Raw genomic sequence first — 19,416 nt, 5'->3', positions numbered from 1 at the left:
GACGGTGCGCTCGGTGGTCGCCGGAACGAAGCCGCCGACGGCGCAAGACGCTTTCCGGCTCGCTCCCGAACTGGTCGCCGCGCGGTTCGACACGCTCAGCGCGGCGGCCGAGGGATGTGACGCGCTGCTGGCAACCGGCCTGATGCCGGCCGGCGCACGGGACGTGGCCGAGAAACTGGGCATCCACTACGTGTACGCGTGCTTCCACATCTTCGGACTGCCGTCGCGGCACTTCTCTCCCGGGGCGCGGCCGGGCAGGCAATCCCCGCGGGACGAGACGGACAACCGGGTGCTGTGGGAGCAGGACGCCCAGAGGGTGAACGCGTTGTACGGCGAGGCACTCAACAGCCATCGGGCGGCGATCGGCCTGCCGCCGGTGGCAGGTGTCCGCGACTACGTCTTCACCGACCAGCCGTGGCTGGCGGCAGACGCGACGCTGTGTCCGTCGCAGGGCATGACGGACCTCGACATCGTGCAGACCGGGGCGTGGATCCTGCCCGACGACCGTCCGCTCCCGGAGGGGCTCGAGGCGTTCTTGGACGCGGGCGCACCGCCGGTGTACGTGGGCTTCGGCAGCATGGCCGCGCACGCCCCGAAGGACATCGCCCGGGTGGCCATCGAAGCGAGCCGCGCCCACGGCCGCCGGGTACTCCTCGCCCGCGGCTGGGCCGACCTCGCCCCGATCGACGACGCCGACGACTGCTACGTCGTCGGCGAGGTCAACCAGCAGGCACTGTTCGGCCGGGTGGCCGCCGTGGTGCACCACGGCGGCGCGGGCACCACGACGACGGCGGCCCGGGCCGGCGTGCCTCAGGTGGTGGTCCCCCAGATCGCGGACCAGCCGTACTGGGCCGCCCGAGTGGCCGAGCTGGGCATCGGCGCGGCACACGACGGCCGGACGCCGACCTTCGACTCCCTGTCCGCCGCGCTCACAACGGCCCTGACGCCCGAGACCCGCGCACGAGCGAAAGCCGTGGCCGGCGCGATCCGCACCGACGGGGCGGCGGTGGCCGCGAAACTGCTCCAGGACGCAGTCAGCCGGTGAGGACGGACCACCCTCTTTGAGGTCCCGTCAGTTGCTGTTGGAGGACGACGCCATCGCAGCGCTGCCCGGCGCTGTTGCCGGACACGACGCGGGGCTCACCCGGCTCGCCGTCCCGCCGCGGCAGGTCGGTCACGCCTGTCCGAGGAAGCGTTCTGCGTTGCCCCGGGAGATCAACGCTCGTTCTTCGGGCGAGAGAAACGCGCTTTTGTCGAGCACCGTGCCCACCGGACGTTCGCCCAAGGGGTAGGGGTAGTCGCTGCCGACCATCACATGGTCGGCCCCCAGGGTGTCCACCAGCAGGCGCATGGCCCGTTCGTCGAACACCACGGAATCCACGGAGAACCGTCCGATGTAGTGCGAGGGTGGGTGCTGCGACGTTCCCACTACGTCGTTGCGCCGGTGCCAGGCGTTCTCCAGCCTGCCCAGCCAGAACGCGAACGACCCGCCGCCGTGAGCGAAACAGATGCGCAACCGCTCGTGCACCTGGTCGAAGACGCCACCGAGGATGAGCGAAAGGATGGACAGGTGGGTCTCGGCGGGCATGCCGGTCAGCCACTGCGCCATCCAGCGGTTCAGCCGAGGCGAGTCGGCCATGTCCCACGGGTGGACGAACACCGGGACGTCCAGTGATGCGCAGTGCTGCAGGAACGTCACCACCCCGGCGCTGTCCAGGTCGAGGTCACCGACGTGGTTGCCGATCTCGACGCCGCGGTGGCCGTCGGCGAGACAGCGTTCGAGTTCCCGGCATGCCGCATCGGTGTCCTGCAGGGGAACCTGGCAGAAGGGCACGAGGCGGTCGGCGGCAGGAGCCGCAAGCTCCAGTGCCAGGTCGTTGAAGATCCGGCAGATCGCCTCGGCATCCGTGCCGGGCAACCCGTACTGGAAGAACGCGGGGGTGGGAGAGACCACCTGGATGTCGACGCCGTCGGCGTCCATGTCGGCCAGACGCAGGTCGGGGTCCCAGCACTGAGCCCCGACCGCGCGGAACTCGCGTGACCCCGTCATGATCACCTTGTCGGACCGCAGCCACGGCGCCTCGGACCCCGCCCACCGGGTCAGATCGGGCCAGCCGTCGGGCACGAAGTGCGTGTGCACATCGATCAGGCCGTTCATGCCCCGGTCCTCAGCACGGCGACGGCCTGGATCTCGATCAGCAGGTGGGGGTGCGGCAGTTGGTGCACCGCGACTGTGGTGCGCACCGGTCCGTTCTCGTCGAAGTACTCGCCGTACACCTCGTTGTATCCGCCGAAGTCGTTCATCGAGACGAGGTAGGTCGTCACCTGCACGATGTCCGTGAGGTCCGCTCCGACCTCCCGGAGAATGAGGCGAATGTTCTCGATGACGGCGCGGGTCTGCTCGCGGATGTCCAGGCTGGTGGTCCCCAGCTCGTCCACGTCGGCCCCAGCGATGGTGTCGTCCGGACGCCGTGCGCTGGTGCCGGACACGAAGACGAGGTCTCCGGACACCCTGACATGGGGGAAGCGCCCCCGCGGCCGTGCCAGTGCCGGGACGGTGCGGGATCCGCTTCGCGGTTGGTTCGCCATGAGTCCACTGTGGTTCGGTGAAGCCGACATCACCAATGCCTATCTGTGTAGCGGCCATGGCCGTCCGGCTATGGCCGCTGCCGGGTGGAGCGCTGCCGGGTGGGGCGTCATGAGATGCCGGATTCGGGGCCTACACGTAGAACGGGGGCGGAACCTGCTCGGCCAGCATGACCGACTTCAACTGGGTGTACATGTGCAGGGTTTCCTTGGAGACCTCACGGCCCAGGCCGCTCGCCTTGTAACCGCCGAACGGGGAGCCGTCGACCAGGTTCACGTACTGGTTCACCCACACCTGCCCGGCCTGCAGCCGGTCCGCGGTGCGCATGGCGTTGCGCAGGCTGGAGGTGTAGACACCGGATGCCAGGCCGTAAGGGATGTCGTTGGCCTCGTGGATCATCGTGTCGAAGTCGTTCCACCGGATCACCGACAGCACGGGACCGAAGATCTCCTCCTGGGCGATCGTGGTCTTGTTGCCGGTTTCGAAGATGGTGGGCGCGATGAACCAGCCCGCCTGGCTGTCCGCCACCTCGACGCGCTCTCCGCCGGTGACGAGGCGGGCTTCGGACCTGCCGGACTCGATGTACTTCATGACGCGTTCGCCCTGCTTCGAGGAGACGAGGCAGCCCAGCCGCGTGGCGGGGTCGAGGGGGGAGCCGATCCGGATGCTCCGGAAGGCGTCGGTCAGCTTCGCCATGAATTCGGTGTAGATGTCATCGTGCACGAACAGTCGTGTCCCTGCCAGACAGGACTGACCGTTGCAGAAGGTGGCGGCGAACGTGGTGTTGTCCACCACCGCGTCCATGTCCTCGATGTCCGGGAACACGATGTTCGGGCTCTTGCCGCCCAGTTCGAGCGACACGGGCGCCAGACGCGAGGCACCCGCGTGCGCGATGATCTTGCCCACCTCGGTGGATCCGGTGAAGGCGAGCTTCGCGACGTCCGGATGGGCGGTGAGGGCCTCTCCCGCTTCCTCGCCGAAGCCGGGCACGACGTTCACCACACCGGGAGGGAAGATCTCCGCCAGGTACTTGGCGAGTTCGAGCGTGGACAGGGAGGCGTTCTCGTCCGGCTTGAGGACGACGGTGTTGCCGGCGGCAAGCGCGGGAGCGAGCTTGAAACTGACCATGATGGACGGGACGTTCCACGGGATGATCTGGCCGACGACGCCGTACGGCTCGCGCTTCGCGATCGCCCAGCCGCCCGGCACGACGTTGTTCCAGCCGTCGTGCGTCAGTATGGCGGCGGCGAAGAACCTGTACTGGCCGATGGCCTGCCGGTAGTCCTGGGGAAGTTCGAAGACGGTGCGACCGATGTCGCGCGCGTCGATCTGGACGAGCCGCTCCGTGTTCTCCTCCAGCCAGTCCGCGACCTTCAGCAGCAGCTTGGCCCGCTCGGCGGCCGGGGTCGCGGCCCAGCCCGCGAAGGCGGCCTTGGCCGCGGCGACGGCGGCGTCCACCTCTGCCTTCCCTGAGCGGGTGATCGTGGCCAGTTCCTCGCCGGTGGCGGCGTTGCTCGCCGGGAAGGTCTCCTCGGAGAAGGCGGTGAAACGACCGTTGATGAGCGGCAGGTAGTGAGAGTCGAACATGGAAGTCTCCTGTCAGAGGGCGGATTTGCCGGGGTGGAGCGCACCGCAGGCCGCACATGTGCGGGCGGTCTCACTGGCGTAGAACTTCTCGAATGCCGGGGGAAGGTCGGAGACGATGTCCCGGACCTGCAGTTCCAGTTCGTACAGGAGGGAGTGGCACTCCAGGCAGTACCACTGGAACTTCTCCATCCTGCCCTCCTCCCGGATGCGCTCCACCACGATGGCGATCGAGCCGGGTTCCGGGCGCTGGGGCGAATGCGGGGTGTCGCGGGGCAGCAGCCACATGTCACCCTCGCGGATGTCGATCCGCTCAGGGCCGTCGGCCGTCATGATGTTGACGTGCATGTTGCCCTTGACCTGATAGAAGAGTTCCTCGTACGGGTCGACGTGAAAGTCGGTGCGCTGATTGGGCCCGCCAACCACCTGCACGATGAAGTCTCCGGTCCCGTCCCACATCTGCTTGTTGTTGACCGGGGGTTTGAGCAGGTGCTCGTGTTCGGAGACCCACTGGTCGAAGTTGAAGACCGGGGGAACAGCCACTTGTGCCTCCTAGAAGATGTACGTGAAACCCACGCGGCCGAGGGTGGATATGCGTGCTTCGACCACGACGCCGGGCTTCAGCGTGACCGCCGCGGTGGCCGCCCCGGCCAGCAGGACCATCTCGCCGGGCATCGGCAGGGCGATCGTCCTCGCCAGCCGGGCAGCCGCTTCTGTCGCGCGCTGCGGATGGCCGAGGATCGCGGCCGTCGAGCCGGTTTCGACGACCCGCCCGTCGATCTCCATGACCACTCCCCGGTTGCCGATGTCCTGGTCCGCGCGCTGCCACGGTCCGAGGACGTATGCGGCCGCCGAGGTGTTGTCCGCCACCACGTCGACCAGGTTGAAGCGGAAGTCCTGGTACCGGGAGTCGATGATTTCCAGAGCCGGGGCGACGCCCTTGACCTCGCCGTCGCGCAGGAGGAAGGCGACCTCGGGTTCCACCCTGGGATGAATGAACCGGGCGGGGTCGAGGGAGCCTCCGTCCTCGATGGCCATGTCCTCGGTCAGCTCGCCGAGTATCACGTCGGAAACCCCCATCTGGAGGGCCTTCGCGCGGCTGGTCAGACCGAGCTTCACCCCGGTGCGCGGACGGCGCCGGGCGTCCACGACGAGCCGCTGCACGGCGTAGGCGTCGGCGAGGCTCAGGTGGTGCTCGATGCTGAGCTGGGGGACGGCGACCGCGTCGGCCGCTGCGCCGGCCAGTATCTCGGCGAGGGCCCGCGGGTTCATCGTGCCCCGCCGGAGACGAGGTCCAGTGCTACATCGACGATCATGTCCTCTTGGCCACCGACCATGTTGCGGCGGCCGAGTTCCACCAGGATGTCGCGGACGTCGAGTCCATAGCGGTCCGCCGCGCGCTCGGCATGCAGCAGGAAGCTGGAGTACACCCCGGCGTACCCGAGGGTGAGCGTCTCGCGGTCCACCCTCACCGGACGCTGCTGGAGCGGCCGCACCAGATCGTCCGCCGCGTCCTGCAGACGGAACAGGTCGCAGCCGTGATCCCATCCCATCACGTCGGCGACGGCCACGAACGCCTCGATCGGGCAGTTGCCCGCTCCGGCACCCTGGCCCGCCAGCGCGGCATCCACCCTGACGGCACCGTGCTCGACCGCGGTCACACTGTTGGCGACGCTCAGTGACAGGTTCTCGTGCGCGTGGATACCGATCTCGGTCACCGGGTCGAGCACCTCACGATAGGCATCGACCCGCTCGGCCACGTCCCGCATGGTCAGGCGACCGCCGGAATCAGTGACATAGACGCAGTGCGCGCCCGCTGCCTCCATGATCGCGGCTTGCCAGGCGAGTCGGGACGGCTCGCTCATATGACTGAGCATGAGGAAGCCCGCCACGTCCATACCCGCCTGGCGGGCCCAGGCGATGTGCTGCTCGGCGATGTCGGCCTCGGTGCAGTGAGTGGCGATGCGCACGCTTGTCGCTCCGGCGTCCCGCGCTCGGCGGAGGTCGTCGATGGTGCCGATCCCCGGCAGGAGCAGAGTAGTGATCCTGGCGTGCTTCACCACCTCGGCCGCGGCGGCGATCCACTCGGCATCGGTGTGCGCGCCGCGGCCGTAGTTGATGCTCGATCCCGCCAGACCGTCGCCGTGTGCGACCTCGATGGCGGCCACACCCGCCTCGTCCAGCGCACGGGCGATCTCGCGGACCTGGTCCAGCGTGTACTGGTGGCGCATCGCATGCATGCCGTCCCGCAAGGTGACGTCCTGCACATACACCGAAGTCATGCTGCCTCCTCAGCGCGCAGTTCGGACATGCGTTCCGCTGTGCGCAGGGCAGCGGACGTCATGATGTCGAGGTTCCCGGCGTAGGCCGGCAGGTAGTGGGCCGCACCGGTGACTTCCAGGAAGACGCCGACTTGGGTGAGTCCGTCCCGCGGTTCGAACTGGACGTCCTGTTTGAGCCGGTAGCCGGGAACGTACTGGGACACCGCGGCGACCATCTCGTGCACGGACCGGTTGATCGCGTCGTGGTCGGCGGACTCGGGAACCAGGCAGTAGACGGTGTCGCGCATGACGACGGGCGGGTCGGCCGGGTTGAGCACGATGATGGCCTTGCCCCGGCTCGCTCCGCCCACGCTGACCAGCGCCGCCGCCGTGGTCTCGGTGAACTCGTCGATGTTCGCCCGGGTGCCCGGACCGGCGGACTTCGAGGCGATGGATGCCACGATCTCCGCGTAGGCCGGAGTGACGACCCTGGAGATCGCGGCGACGATCGGGATCGTCGCCTGGCCTCCGCAGGTGACCATGTTCACGTTGTCCTTGTGCACGTGGGCGTCCATGTTCACCGACGGCACAACGTACGGTCCGACGGCGGCCGGCGTCAGGTCCACGACGGTCTTGCCGTGTTCGCGGAGTACGGCGTAGTTGTGCTTGTGCGCACCCGCCGAGGTGGCGTCGAAGACCACCTGTACGTCCTGGAACTCAGGGAGCGCTACGAGGCCTTCGACCCCCTTGTGGGTGGTGGCGACGTCGAGTCGGCGTGCCCTGGCCAGGCCGTCGGACTCGGGGTCGATGCCGGCGACCGCGGCCAGGCGGAGCCGCTCGGACAGCCTGATGACCTTGAACATGAGGTCCGTGCCGATGTTGCCCGAACCGAGCACGGCCACGGTTGCGCTCACGAGGACTCCCCCTGGAATGTGGCGCGCACACTGCCCAGCGTTTCCAGGCACGCGCGGTAGACGCCGGGGCTGGTCACGGAGACGACGGGGCCCAGCGCGCCGGACAGCACTATCTGTCCGGCCTGGAGGGGTCGCCCGCGTCTGGCGAGTTCGTTGGCGAGCCAGACCACGGCCGCGACGGGCGAGCCGAGACACGCGGCGCCCGCACCGGTCGAGACGGGCGCGCCTCGGTGATCGATGACCATCCCGATGTCCGCCAACGCGACCGCGTCCGGCCTGGTCGCAGAGGTGCCGAGGACGAAAGCGCCGGCAGAGCCGTTGTCGGCGATCGTGTCGGTGATCCTGATGTCCCAGTCCGCGATCCGTGAGTCCACGATCTCGATGGCCGGCAGGAGGAACTCGGTGGCGCGCAGCACATCCGCCACCGTGCTGTACTCCGATGTGAGATCTCGTCCGAGAACGAAGGCGACCTCCGCCTCGATGCGTGGCTGAAGGAACCGGCCCAGAGGAAGGGGCTCTGCGTCGGTGTAGGCCATCGCGCCGGTGAGTGTGCCGAAGTCGGGTTGGTAGACGCCGAGTTGGCGCTGTACGGCCGGAGAGGTCAGGCCGATCTTGTGGCCGACGACGCGTTCACCGTCGGTCACGCGGGCCGAGAGTGTCGCGGCCTGCACCGCGTAGGCGCTCTCCATGTCCTGCGTTCCGATGAGATCGCGGACCGGCGGGCAGGGCACCCTCTTCCTGGCGGCCTCTTGCAGGCGTGTGGCGGCTTGGGTGATGACGTCCGACATGACAACGGCTCCTCAGAGCTGGATGCAGACGTTGGTCGCCTGCCGGTAGAAGTGCAAGGAGTGTTCGCCGCCCTCGCGGCCGATCCCGGACAGTCCCACGCCGCCGAAAGGTGCGCGCAGTTCGCGCAGGAACCACGTGTTCACCCAGGACAGCCCGACGCGCATCCGCTGGGCCACGCGGTGCGCGCGCTCCAGGTCGGTGGTCCACACCGCCGCGGCAAGGCCGTACTCGGTGTCATTGGCCAGGCGCACTGCTTCCTCCTCGTCGTCGAAAGGGATCACCGCCGCGGCCGGCCCGAAGATCTCCTCGCGCACTGTCCGGTGGGAGTTGGTGAGACCGGTCCACAGCGTCGGCTCGATCCAGGCGCCGCCTGTGAGGTCCGCTTCCAGGGAGGGCACATTGCCGCCGACGACGGTCTGCGCGCCTTCCTGCTCGGCCAGGCGGTAGTAGGCAAGGACCTTCTGCTGATGAGCGGTGGAGATGAGCGGCCCGAGCGTGGTCCGCGGGTCTTCCGGTCGTCCTGGCCGAAGTGCGGCGGCGCGCTTGCCGAGGCCGGTCACCACCTCGTCGAACACCGGGCGTTCGACGTAGATCCGTTCGGTGCACAGGCAGACCTGGCCGGTGTTGGTGAACACCGAGCGCGCCAAGCCGTCGACGGCCTGCTCCAGGTCGGCGTCCGCGAACACGACAGCGGCGTTCTTGCCGCCGAGCTCGAAGGACACCGGTCGCACCCGTGGCGCCACCGCCCGCATGATCGCGGACCCCGTAGCCGATTCGCCGGTGAACGTGACGCCGTCGATGCCGGGATGCGTGGTGAGGAACTCGCCCGCGGAACCGGGGCCGAAGCCGTGAACGACGTTGTACACGCCGTCGGGAACGCCGACCTCGGCCATGATCTCGGCAAGGAGCGTCGCGCTGGACGGGGTTTCTTCCGAGGGCTTGACCACGACGGCGTTGCCGCAGGCCAGTGCGGGGGCGACCTTCCAGGTGAGCAGGAGCAGCGGCAGGTTCCAGGGGACGATGACCGCCACTACGCCCAGTGGCTTGCCGACGGCGTAGTTCAGGGCACGGCGCCCATCCGGAAGTTCGGTGATGAAGGATTCCATGCCGTGTGCGGCGACGGTGTCGGCGAAGGAGCGGAAGTTGGCCACGGCGCGCGCGACGTCGAGCGTCCTGGCGAGCCGCACCGGCTTTCCGGTGTCCGCGCACTCCGCCCTCACCAGGTCGTCGAACCGTTCCTCGATCCGCGAGGCGACCTTGCGCAGGAAGGCGGCACGCTCGGCGACCGTAGAGCGCCCCCATGGTCCTTCCATGGCCGCACGCGCGGCTCGTACGGCCTGGTCCACCGTCCGCTCGTCCGCCTCGTGCACCTGCCCGAGGGCAGAGCCGTCGACCGGGCTGGTCATGGCGAAGGTGCGTCCGGTCTCGACGGGTCGGTTCTCCACGAAGTTGGTGACGTCCACCCGACAAAGCTTAGATCTTATAAACTAGAAGAAACAAGAGCCTGTGCTTTACTCGTGACCATGGCCATTCCCTCCCGCCGAACGGTGAGCGCGTACGACGTCGCTCTGAGAGAGATCAGAGGGCTGATCCTGACCGGCGAGTATCCGCCCGGCGCGCAGATCACGCAGGAGGCGGTGGCAGACAGGCTGGGGCTCTCGGTGATCCCCGTGCGCGAGGCGCTGAAGTCGTTGCAGGGCGAGGGCCAGGTGGTGTTCGCCCCTCGCCGGGGGTTCTTCGTCAGCGAATACAGCCGCGATGACCTGCTGGAGATCTGCGCCATCCGGGCAGTTCTGGAGGCCATGGCCGTCCATCAGGGCGTGGACCGCATGAACGTCGAAGTGATCGCGGAGATGCGGTCCGCCGCGTCGCAGATGCATGAGGCGGACGAGACCGACGACGTCATGGGGTTCCTGGAGGCCGACCGCCGGTTCCACTTCGCACTGCTGCGACCGGGCAGCGGTCCCCAGTTGCTCAGGGTGCTCACCTCTTTGTGGGATCGCTCCGATCACTACAGAGCGAAGTTCCTCAGTGACCCCGTCAGCCGCCGCGGCAATCATGACGAGCACGACGAGATCATGCATGCGGTCGAAGGCCGCGACGCGGAACGCTTGACCGGATTGCTGGACGCCCACCGTTTGGGCGCACTGCAAGGGCTGCACCAGCCGCTCGAATGACAGGCGGCGCGCGGTTCGCCCAGGCTGCCCACAACGCTCCTACCCAGGGCGGACATCGGCGACGTCCCGATGCCGCCGGCCGCATGCCGTCGCGCAGGCACCTTGCGTCCGGCGCCGTCTCCACCGGTAGTCGCGGCCGAACATCTCCTGGTGCTGTGCCATGACCCGGTCGCCCGGCGGCCGCTCGCCCTCGTGGTTTCGCTGCTGCATCTGCTCGAACCGCTCGTGAGCCTCGCGCGCATAGCCGGTAGCGGCCGGTGGGGCGAGCGACTGCGTCGGAGGCAGCGGCTGTCCGGAGCGGCTCCGGGATCAGTGCCCGCCTGTGTCCCCGTGGCTGCGCACAATCTCCTTCACCTTGGCCACCGCGAAGCCCCAGCCCTGCTCGACCGTCGGCTTGGCCGGCACGGCGATCTCGTCCGGGTTGGTGAGCACGTCGAGCAGGACCGGGCCAGGGGCGCTGAAGGCGCGGCGCACGGACTCCTCCAGCTGGTCCGGATCCGTCACGCGGATACCGGTGATGCCCAAGGCAGTGGCGACGGCGGCGAAGTCGGGATTGTCCAGCACGGTGCCGAACTCCGGCAGCCCGGCCTGCTCCTGTTCCAGCTTCACCATGCCGAGGCGGCGGTTGTCGAAGACGACGAGCTTGACGGGGAGCCGACTGGCCTTCAGCGTCATCAGATCGCCGAGGAGCATGCTCAGCCCGCCGTCGCCGCAGAAGGCCACGACCTGCCGCTGCCGGTCCAGGCACTGGGCGCCGAGCGCCTGGGGCATCGCGTTGGCCATCGAGCCGAGGTTGTACGAGCCGATGAGCCGCCGCTCGCCGCGCATCTCGACGAACCGCGAGAGCCACACCGTGGCCATGCCCGTGTCGGAGGTGAAGACGGCGTTGTCCTCGGCAACCCGGTCCACCACGGCGGCCAGCGCCTCCGGGCGGATATCGTGCCCGCGGTTGTCCAGCGCGGAGCGGACCCGTCCGACCAGGCCCTTGTCGTGCGCCGGGTCGGCGAGCCGGGCCTGACCCGCGCGCCACTGCGCGAAGCTCTTGCGCGCGTTCTCCAGGTGCGAGCGGTCGCGCGCTCCCTCGGCCCCGGCGGGCGTGGCGGCCAGGTGGCCGAGCAGGTCCCGGACGGTGGCGCCCGTGTCGCCGACGAGCCCGACCTCGACCGGCACCCGGCGCCCGATGTGGGCGGCCTCGGTGTCCACCTGGATGACCGTCCGGCCCTGCGGATACCAGTCCCGGTAGGGGAAGTCGGTGCCCAGCAGCAGAAGCGTGTCCGCGTCGTGCAGGGCGGAGGCCGCCGCGGGGTTGCCGATCAGCCCGGTCTGGCCCACCTGGAAGGGATTGGTCTCGCCCTCGAATCCCTCCTTGGCCTTGAGGGTGAGCACCATCGGCGCGGCCAGGCGGTCGGCCAAGGTCAGCACGTCCTCGCGGGCGGCGCGGGCGCCCCTGCCGACGAGCAGCGTGATCCGCTCCGCGCGGTCGAGCAACTCCGCGGCGCGTCGCACGGCGGACTCCTCCGGCCGGCTCACGGGGGCGCTCAGGGAGAAGCGGGCCGACCGGTCCGCGCTCAGCTCCCGGTCGCCGAGGTCACCCGGCACGGTGAGGACGGCGACGCCCTTGCGGCCCAGCGCGTTGCGCACCGCCGCCTCGAGCATCTGCGGCAGCTGGTCGGGGGAGGTGATCGTCGCGCGGAAGACGGCCACGTCGCTGAAGAGCGCGTCGTTGTCGACCTCCTGGAAGTAGTCGCTGCCGAGTTCGGCGAGCGGCACCTGGCCGGCGATCGCCAGGACCGGGGTACGGCTCTTGGCCGCGTCGTACAGCCCGTTGAGCAGGTGGATCGAGCCAGGTCCGACGGTGCCCATGCACACACCGAGGGTGCCGCTCAGCTGCGACTGGGCGCTCGCCGCGAACGCCGCCACCTCCTCGTGCCGACAGCCCACCCACTCCACGTCCTCGGTGGTGCGGATGGCGTCCGTCAGCGGATTGAGCGCGTCGCCGACGACGCCGAAGACCTGGCGCACGCCGAGCTCCTCCAGCGCGTCCACGATGACGCGGGCAACGGTTCGTGCCACGGGATCCTCCAGATCACACGGTGAAGCGGTCGGGGTCGGCGGCGTCCCAGTCGGCCGCCCAGGACGCGGGCGGCTCGGCGAGCAAGTGCCCGGGCGCCAGCCACTCGTAGAGCTCCTCGTAGGAGCGTTCGATGTACGGGTCGATACGCCGGTGGAGCATGTGCGGACGCAGCTGCGAGGGATCGCTGACCCCCATGGCTGCCATGATCTGCAGCGCGCCGGCCACCGTCGCCTCCTGGAAGCGCCGGACGCGCAGCGTCTTGTCGCCGACGTCGAGGGCGCGGGCACGCCGCGGGTCCTGGGTGGTGACACCGGTGGGGCAAGTGTTCGTGTGGCACCGCTGCGCTTGTATGCAGCCCACGGCGAACATCATCGCCCGCGCGGCGTTGCCGTAGTCGGCGCCCTGCAGCAGGCGTTTGACCAGGTCGGCGCCGGTGGCGATCTTGCCGCTCGCCCCGATCCTGATCCGGTCGCGCAGACCTGCGCCGACGAGGGCGTTGTGCACGGTCAGCAGCCCCTCTGTGAGCGGGCTGCCGACGTGGTCGGCGAACTCCAGCGGTGCCGCGCCGGTACCGCCCTCGGCTCCGTCCACGATGATGAAGTCCGGGGCCGTGCCCTCCTCCAGCATCGCCTTGCACACGGCGAGGAACTGCCGGCGCGAACCCGGGCAGAGTTTGAAGCCGGTCGGCTTGCCGCCGGAAAGCTCCCGCATCCCGGCGAGGAAGCGGACGAGTTCACGGGGGGTGGAGAACACCCGGTGGTAGGGCGGTGAGAGCACCGTCCGCCCCGCGGGCACGTCCCGAACGCGCGCGATCTCGTGGTTGACCTTCGCTCCGGGCAGGACCCCGCCGATGCCGGGCTTGGCGCCCTGCGAGAGTTTGAGCGACACGCACTTGACGTGGTCGTGCGCCGCCTTGTCGGCGAACTCCGCGGGGTCGAACCCGCCGTCCCGGGTCCGGCAGCCGAAGTATCCGGTGCCGATCTCCCAGACAAGATCGCCGCCCGGCCGCAGGTGGTACTCCGACAGGCCGCCCTCACCGGTGTCGTGGGCGAAACCCCCGGCCGCAGCGCCCCCGTTGAGGGCGAGGATCGCGTTCGAGGACAGGGAGCCGAAGCTCATCGCCGACACGTTCAGCAGCGCCATGTCGTACGGCCGACTGCAGTCGGGTCCGCCGATCCGCACCCGCGGCGGCACCTGCGGCACCGGGCGGGGCGCCATCGAGGGGACGAGGAACTCGTAGCCGGGCTGGTAGACGTCCTGCTCGGTGCCGTACGGCTGCTCGGCGTCAGTGCCCTTCGCCCGCTCGTAGACAATGGTGCGCACCTCCCGGTCGAAGGGACGGCCGTCGAAGTTCCGCTCGACGAAGTACTGCTGGAGTTCGGGACGGATCCGCTCCAGCAGGAAGCGGACGTGCCCGACGACGGGGTAGTTGCGCAGCACCGAATGCCGGCGCTGCAGCAGGTCCCACGAGCCCAGCAGGCCCAGCAGGGCGAGCGGGACGGCGGCGAACCACCACAACGGCGAGATCCACCCCGCGGCTCCGGCCGCCGCGAGGGCCGCAGCCACGGTGAGGACGACCAATCCGATACGCATCACTCCCCGCTCGTTACCCGGCAGCCGCCAACCATGTCCTGCGGTGTCGTCAAGAGACCGTCAAGGACCCGCGCAGACGTAAAAGCGGTCTGCGGCTCGGCGTGGGATGGTCAAGGGGAAAGCCCGGGCGCGTGCCCTGACCGTCGATCACGGCGCTGCGCCCTGCCCGCCCCGCTGTCGCCCTGTGCCCGTAGCCTTCTGTCAACGCCGTATCAGCGGAGTACGGCAGCGTCATGTGGGGGGCAGCAATGCAGCGTGTGAGACGTGTACGAATCGGCCGCGCAGTGTTCGCAGGAGGGCCGTTGGCCGCGGTGGCCGTCATCTGCGGTGTGGCCCTCGCGGCCTGTGGTTCGTCGCAGGACAGGGCGGACCCGCCTTCGGACGGCACCCGGAGCCCGTCGGTGTCGGTCTCTTCCACTGCGCAGCCGGGACCGAGCACGGCTGCCACCACCGAACCGACGCCGACCGCGAGGCCCACCCTCAGCAACAAGTCCTTCGCGAAGGGTAGTTGCGTGGCCGAGGACCGGTCGTCGGCGTCCGAGGACACGGCGTTCCTTGCGGAGGTCACCTGCAAGGATCCCGAGGCCTTCGCGAAGGTGGTGGAACGCGAGGCCTTCGACGTCACCAAGGTGTCCAGATGCTCGAAAGAGGCGGGGAACGCCGACAAGTTGATCCAATTGAGCCGACTGGGCAAGGGCAAGGACGCCGGCAAGTTGCAGTACGCCCCGGTGTGCCTGCGCAACCTCGCAGCACCGCACCCCGGCGACCCGGGCCAAGGAGGCGGCCCCAACATCATCAAGGGCGACTGCCTGGTGGAGAGGAAGTCCTATGGACTACCGGGCACAGGCACGGGGTCCGGCACGTCCAGTTTCGAAACGGCATGTGCCGGCACCGGCTCCGAAGCGCCCGACTACCGCGTGATCGCCTTGGGCACCACCACGGTCATACGCGGGGAGAAGTCCGTCCCCTGCCCGCCCGCCACTCAGGTGAAGTTCACCGCGAAGACCGAGAGGTTCATCGGTGCCGTCTACTGCGCCGTGCGAATGTGACCGGCAAATCCGTCGGGCCGCTGTGGAGGACGGTTCTGTCAACGGCGTCGCGCAGCAGATCCCGCAGTTGCCCGCTCCGCCCGCGCCCCTTGTGATCCAGTCGCTGGTGGAATGCCTTGCCCGGTCCTGACGTCGTTCCCGCGGCGGCGCTCTCAGTAGACGTCGCGGACGTATCGCTTCTCAGCGGCGAGTTGCTTGACGTACGTGGCGGCCTCGGCGTCGTCCAGGCCGCCGTGCGCGGACACGATCTCGTGCAGTGCCTGGTCGACGTCCTTGGCCATGCGGCCGGCGTCGCCGCAGACGTAGAGGTGCGCTCCGTCCTGCAGCCAGTCCCACAGGCGGGCGCCGTGCTCACGCATGCGGTCCTGGACGTAGATCTTCGACCGCTGGTCACGGGAGAAGGCGAGGTCGAGGCGGTCGAGCAGGCCCGCGCGCTGGAACTCGGCCAGTTCGTCGCGGTAGTAGAAGTCCGTCGCCTGCCGCTGTTCGCCGAAGAACAGCCAGTTGCGGCCCCTGGCACCGCGGGCCTGCCGCTCTTCCAGGAAGCCCAGGAACGGCGCCACACCGGTGCCCGGTCCCACCATCACCATGGGCGTGGAGGGGTCGGCAGGGGGCCTGAAGTGGGCGGAGCGCTGGACGAAGACGGGTACGGGACCGTCGTCGGCGGCGTCGGCGAGGTAGGTGGAGCACACGCCTTTGCGCTGCGTACCGAGACCGTTGTCGTAACGCACGACGGACACGGTCAGCCGGACCTGTGCCGGGTGGGCCAGTGGACTGGAGGATATCGAGTACAGCCGCGGCTGCAGGCGTTTGAGGACGCGGGACCATTCCCGCGCGGTGGCCCGGACGGGGAAGGCTCCCACGATGTCGACGGCCTGGCGGCCCCAGCTCCACTTCGCCAGCTCGCCCTTGTTGTCGGGACGCAGCAGGCGCGCGAGCTCCCTGTCGCGGGTGCGCTCGGCCAGGAACCGGAGCAGGTCAGGGGTGATACGGGCGATCTCCAGGTGGGTGCGGAGGGCCTCCCCCAGCGTAAGGTCGCCCAGGTCCGGAAAAGACACCGTATCGGCCGGATCGAGGCCGGTGACCGCCAGCCATTCCGCAACGAGTTCGGGGCAGTTGGCGGGCCAGACCCCCAGTGCGTCCCCGACTTCGTAATCAAGCTCGCCCAGGTCCGCGCCGCGTGTGTCGAACGCGAACTGTCTTACCTCCTTTGCGGCACCCGGCAGGCTGAGGAGTCGGTTGCCGATCAGAAGGGTGGCGAAGGGGGAAGCCTTCGAGTATCCGGCTTCGCCGTCCGCGGTGCTGCGCTCCGGACTCGGCGTCGCGGTGGGCTCCAGGCGTTCCGGACGCCCGGTCGTGCGTTCGGCTGCCAGGGCTGCCAGGGCTGCGAGTACGCGGTCGAGCCACTGCTCGGCGGTCCGGTCGTAGTCGGGCTCGCAGTCGGCGCGGGGGGCCAGCCGGGTGGCGCCCAGCTCCCCGAGGCGCTGGTCGATGCGGCGGCCGTGGCCGCAGAAGTCGTCGTAGCTGGAGTCGCCGAGGGCCAGTACGGAATACCGCAGGCCGTCGATCCCGGGGTGTGAGGGGTCGCAGAGTGCCTCCCAGAACCCGGCTCCGTTGTCCGGAGATTCGCCGTCGCCGAAGGTGCTGGTGACAACGAGAACGGTCCCGTCGGACGGCAGGGAGCCCGGGGTGCAGTCGGCCATGCTGACGACTTTGGGGAGCCAGCCGGCCTCGGCCAGCCGACGTGCGGACTCGGAGGCGACCTCTTCGGCATTGCCGGTCTGCGAGGCCCACAGGAGGATGACCTCCCGCGCCTGCCCGCCGTCCTCGTGCGGCGGCTGGCCTGCGGCGCTCGGTGACGCGCACGGTGCCGAGTGGGTGCGGGAGAACATCCCGGCGAGTACGCCGTTGAGCCACAGGGCGCGGTCCGTGGCGATGGGTGCCCGGGCGGGGAGCACCGGCACGGCACAGGATCCGGCGGAAGGTTGCGGGTCGGTCCCCAGACCGGTGAGGAAGCCGGCCAGGTAGCGCCGCTCGTCGGCGGACAACGGGGGCGGCGCGAAGTCCGCGAGACCGAGGAGAGCGCGCAGAGCGGCGATGTCCGCGTTCTCACGCGTTTCAGCCGGATCGGTGTGCCCGCCGGAGGAGGTGACCTGTGCGGCCGCGGGCCCGGCGGCCACCTTGCGCACGGGGGCGGCCAGCTTGGTCAAGGAGACGGCGCACGCCTTGAGCTCGGGTTGGAAGGAGACGGGGTCGACGGCGTCATTGGTGACCGCGTTGACGCTGAGGTACTCGCCGAACAAGTCGTTCCAGTGGAAGGGAGCGAAGCAGTTCCCCGGCCGTACCCGGTCCGTGACGACAGCCGGCAGCACGGCTCGGCCACGCCGGGATGCGACCTCGACGTCGTCGCCCTCACCGATGCCCATCGCTTCCGCGTCCCGCGGGTGGATCTCCACGAAGGGGCCGGGATTGAGCTTGTTGAGCTTGGCGACCTTGCCGGTCTTGGTCATCGTGTGCCACTGGTGCTGAAGCCGACCGGTGTTCAGCACGAAGGGGAAGTCGTCGTCGGGCAGCTCGGCCGCGGGCATGTGCGGGCGGGCAAAGAAGGACGCGCGGCCGTTCGCCGTCGGGAACGACAACCGGGGCCGGGTGCCGTCGGCCCGATCGGCCAAGGACTGGCTCACACCGTCGTTGACGTAGCGGACCGGATTGCGATCGCTCCCCTCTTCGGATGCGCTCGGCCACTGCACCGGGGTGCCGCGCAGCCTCTCGTAGGTAACGCCCCGCAGGTCGTACCCGGTCTTCGGGTTCCACGCCAGCTTGATCTCCTCGAAGACCTCTTCGGCGCAGGTGTAGCCGAAAGCGTCCTCGAAGCCCATCTCGCAGGCGACACGCGCGATGATCTGCCAGTCCGGCAGCGCCTGGCCCACGGGTTCGACGGCCCGCTGGAGCAGAGTGAGGTCGCGCTCGGAGTTGATCATCACCCCCTCGGTCTCGGCCCACATGGCGGCGGGCAGAACGACATCGGCGTACGCGTTGGACTCCGTCTCACCGAACACGTCCTGCGTGACGACGAACTCGGCGGCCTCCAGCCCCGCGATCACCGTCTTGCGATTGGCCACCGACGCGACCGGGTTGGTGCAGATGATCCAGCAGGCCTTGATCCCGCCCTGGGCCATACGGGCAAACATCTCGACCGTTCCCTGACCGGCGTCGGTGCGCAGGGTGCCCGGGGGCAGACCCCACAGGTTCTCGGTGAACTCGCGGTCCTGCGGGACGAGCACCGACCGCTGCCCTGGCAGTCCCGGTCCCATGTAGCCCATCTCGCGGCCGCCCATGGCGTTGGGCTGGCCGGTCAGGGAGAACGGACCGCTGCCCGGGCGGCAGATGGCACCGGTCGCCAGATGAAGGTTGCACAGGGCGTTGGTGTTCCACGTACCGTGGGTGCTCTGGTTGAGCCCCATCGTCCAGCAGCTCATCCACTCCCCGGCCTCGCCGATCCACCGCGCCGCCTGCCGGATGTCCGCCTCCGGGATGCCGGTGATCTCGGCGACCTTCGCGGGCGGGTAGTCCGCCGCGAACGCGGGCATCGCCTCCCAGCCGTCCGTGAACTCCGCAATGAACTCCTCGTCTGTGTGCCCGTTCTCCACCAGCAGGTGCAGCAGCCCGTTGAGCAGCGCGAGGTCCGTGCCCGGTTTGATCTGCAGGAACAGGTCGGCCTTGTCGGCGGTGGCGCTGCGCCGGGGGTCGACCACGATGAGCCTGGCTCCGGCCTTGACCCGGTCCATCAGCCGCAGGAACAGGATCGGATGGCAGTCGGCCATGTTGGCACCGATGACGAAGAAGACATCCGCGTGTTCGAAGTCCTGGTACGAACCGGGCGGCCCGTCCGCGCCCAGCGAGAGCTTGTAGCCGCTACCCGCACTGGCCATGCACAGGCGGGAGTTGGACTCGATCTGGTTGGTACGCACGAATCCCTTGGCGAGCTTGTTCGCCAAGTACTGCGCCTCCAGGGTCATCTGGCCGGACACATAGAACGACAGCGCGTCGGGACCGTGCTCGTCGAGGATCCGCCGCAGACGCCGCGCGGTCCGCGTGATCGCCTCGTCCACATCGGTGGCAGCCGGCTCGGCGCCGCGATCCGCACGCACCAGGGCCGTGCTCAGACGGCCGGGGGCCGCCAGCATGTCCGCACTGGTCGCACCCTTGGTGCACAGCCGACCGAAGTTCGCGGGGTGGGATTTGTCACCCGAGGCCTTGACCACCGTGCGCCGCCCGGTGGCGGCGTCCGCCCCGACCTCGAGCACCATCCCGCAGCCAACACCGCAGTACGAACAGACCGTCTTCACCCTCGCGGCCGGGGCCTGTGGGCCTGGTGCCGTCACGGA

At 69.2% G+C, this 19,416-nt stretch carries 15 protein-coding genes; 3 read left to right on the top strand and 12 right to left on the bottom strand.

Translation table 11 applies throughout. From position 1 onward, the window contains the following. A partial coding sequence (locus tag IEY86_RS32505) for a glycosyltransferase (RefSeq protein WP_189135503.1) occupies window positions 1-1,045 on the top strand: 1,045 nt, incomplete at its 5' end. Between the two features lie 129 nt (window positions 1,046-1,174). Here the strand turns inward: IEY86_RS32505 and IEY86_RS32500 are convergent. The 9 genes from IEY86_RS32500 to IEY86_RS32460 form a co-directional block, all read right to left on the bottom strand. Next, the gene (locus IEY86_RS32500; RefSeq protein WP_189135502.1) at window positions 1,175-2,158 is read right to left on the bottom strand and encodes an amidohydrolase family protein; all 984 of its coding nucleotides are present in this window, start codon (window positions 2,156-2,158) and stop codon (window positions 1,175-1,177) included. Continuing rightward, window positions 2,155-2,589 (bottom strand): RidA family protein, encoded by a 435-nt coding sequence (locus IEY86_RS32495; RefSeq protein WP_189135501.1) that lies wholly within the window; start codon window positions 2,587-2,589, stop codon window positions 2,155-2,157. The genes IEY86_RS32500 and IEY86_RS32495 overlap by 4 nt, the downstream gene beginning before the upstream one ends. Before the next feature lie 130 nt (window positions 2,590-2,719). Next, a complete protein-coding gene (locus IEY86_RS32490; RefSeq protein WP_189135500.1) occupies window positions 2,720-4,174 on the bottom strand; it encodes an aldehyde dehydrogenase family protein in 1,455 nt (484 codons plus the stop codon). 12 nt (window positions 4,175-4,186) lie between these two features. After that, complete coding sequence (locus IEY86_RS32485) at window positions 4,187-4,714, bottom strand: 3-hydroxyanthranilate 3,4-dioxygenase (protein ID WP_189135499.1); 528 nt, start codon at window positions 4,712-4,714, stop codon at window positions 4,187-4,189. Between the two features lie 9 nt (window positions 4,715-4,723). After that, window positions 4,724-5,443 carry a 2-keto-4-pentenoate hydratase gene (locus tag IEY86_RS32480; protein WP_189135498.1) on the bottom strand — a complete coding sequence of 240 codons (720 nt, stop codon included), beginning with the start codon at window positions 5,441-5,443 and terminating at the stop codon, window positions 4,724-4,726. Next, window positions 5,440-6,453, bottom strand: coding sequence for a 4-hydroxy-2-oxovalerate aldolase (dmpG, locus tag IEY86_RS32475; protein WP_189135497.1), 1,014 nt, complete (start codon window positions 6,451-6,453; stop codon window positions 5,440-5,442). Before dmpG ends, IEY86_RS32480 begins: the two co-directional genes overlap by 4 nt. Further along, a complete protein-coding gene (locus tag IEY86_RS32470; RefSeq protein WP_189135496.1) occupies window positions 6,450-7,346 on the bottom strand; it encodes an acetaldehyde dehydrogenase (acetylating) in 897 nt (298 codons plus the stop codon). The genes dmpG and IEY86_RS32470 overlap by 4 nt, the downstream gene beginning before the upstream one ends. Then, a complete protein-coding gene (locus tag IEY86_RS32465; protein WP_189135495.1) occupies window positions 7,343-8,134 on the bottom strand; it encodes a 2-keto-4-pentenoate hydratase in 792 nt (263 codons plus the stop codon). The genes IEY86_RS32470 and IEY86_RS32465 overlap by 4 nt, the downstream gene beginning before the upstream one ends. A 12-nt stretch (window positions 8,135-8,146) precedes the next feature. Beyond that, window positions 8,147-9,598, bottom strand: a complete 1,452-nt coding sequence (locus IEY86_RS32460) for a 2-hydroxymuconic semialdehyde dehydrogenase (protein ID WP_189135494.1) — start codon at window positions 9,596-9,598, stop codon at window positions 8,147-8,149. A 60-nt stretch (window positions 9,599-9,658) separates the two neighbouring features. Between IEY86_RS32460 and IEY86_RS32455 the strand changes: the two genes are divergently transcribed. Beyond that, window positions 9,659-10,312 carry a GntR family transcriptional regulator gene (locus IEY86_RS32455; protein WP_189135493.1) on the top strand — a complete coding sequence of 218 codons (654 nt, stop codon included), beginning with the start codon at window positions 9,659-9,661 and terminating at the stop codon, window positions 10,310-10,312. Window positions 10,313-10,621: 309 nt separating this feature from the next. Here IEY86_RS32455 and IEY86_RS32450 read toward each other — a convergent pair whose 3' ends face one another. Further along, window positions 10,622-12,385, bottom strand: a complete 1,764-nt coding sequence (locus tag IEY86_RS32450; protein ID WP_189135492.1) for a thiamine pyrophosphate-dependent enzyme — start codon at window positions 12,383-12,385, stop codon at window positions 10,622-10,624. Window positions 12,386-12,398: 13 nt separating this feature from the next. Further along, a complete protein-coding gene (locus IEY86_RS32445; RefSeq protein WP_189135491.1) occupies window positions 12,399-13,982 on the bottom strand; it encodes an FMN-binding glutamate synthase family protein in 1,584 nt (527 codons plus the stop codon). Window positions 13,983-14,281: 299 nt separating this feature from the next. On the opposite strand from IEY86_RS32445, the gene IEY86_RS32440 reads away from it, so the two are divergent. Then, on the top strand, window positions 14,282-15,028 hold the full coding sequence (locus IEY86_RS32440; RefSeq protein WP_189135490.1) for a hypothetical protein: 747 nt from the start codon (window positions 14,282-14,284) through the stop codon (window positions 15,026-15,028). 152 nt (window positions 15,029-15,180) lie between these two features. Here the strand turns inward: IEY86_RS32440 and IEY86_RS32435 are convergent, their stop codons facing one another. Continuing rightward, window positions 15,181-19,413, bottom strand: a complete 4,233-nt coding sequence (locus IEY86_RS32435) for a bifunctional nitrate reductase/sulfite reductase flavoprotein subunit alpha (protein ID WP_189135489.1) — start codon at window positions 19,411-19,413, stop codon at window positions 15,181-15,183. Window positions 19,414-19,416 lie beyond the last annotated feature (3 nt).

This window comes from Wenjunlia tyrosinilytica, assembly GCF_014646055.1.
In the GTDB taxonomy this organism is placed as follows: Bacteria; Actinomycetota; Actinomycetes; order Streptomycetales; family Streptomycetaceae; genus Wenjunlia; species Wenjunlia tyrosinilytica.
This window is presented reverse-complemented; position numbering and strand designations above follow the sequence as displayed.

Excerpts from the sequence above, each read along its gene's own strand:
- IEY86_RS32500 (WP_189135502.1), bottom strand. The coding sequence starts at position 2,158 with ATGAACGGCCTGATCGATGTGCACACGCACTTCGTGCCCGACGGCTGG.
- IEY86_RS32495 (WP_189135501.1), bottom strand. The coding sequence starts at position 2,589 with ATGGCGAACCAACCGCGAAGCGGATCCCGCACCGTCCCGGCACTGGCA.
- IEY86_RS32490 (WP_189135500.1), bottom strand. The coding sequence starts at position 4,174 with ATGTTCGACTCTCACTACCTGCCGCTCATCAACGGTCGTTTCACCGCC.
- IEY86_RS32480 (WP_189135498.1), bottom strand. The coding sequence starts at position 5,443 with ATGAACCCGCGGGCCCTCGCCGAGATACTGGCCGGCGCAGCGGCCGAC.
- dmpG (WP_189135497.1), bottom strand. The coding sequence starts at position 6,453 with ATGACTTCGGTGTATGTGCAGGACGTCACCTTGCGGGACGGCATGCAT.
- IEY86_RS32465 (WP_189135495.1), bottom strand. The coding sequence starts at position 8,134 with ATGTCGGACGTCATCACCCAAGCCGCCACACGCCTGCAAGAGGCCGCC.
- IEY86_RS32455 (WP_189135493.1), top strand. The coding sequence starts at position 9,659 with ATGGCCATTCCCTCCCGCCGAACGGTGAGCGCGTACGACGTCGCTCTG.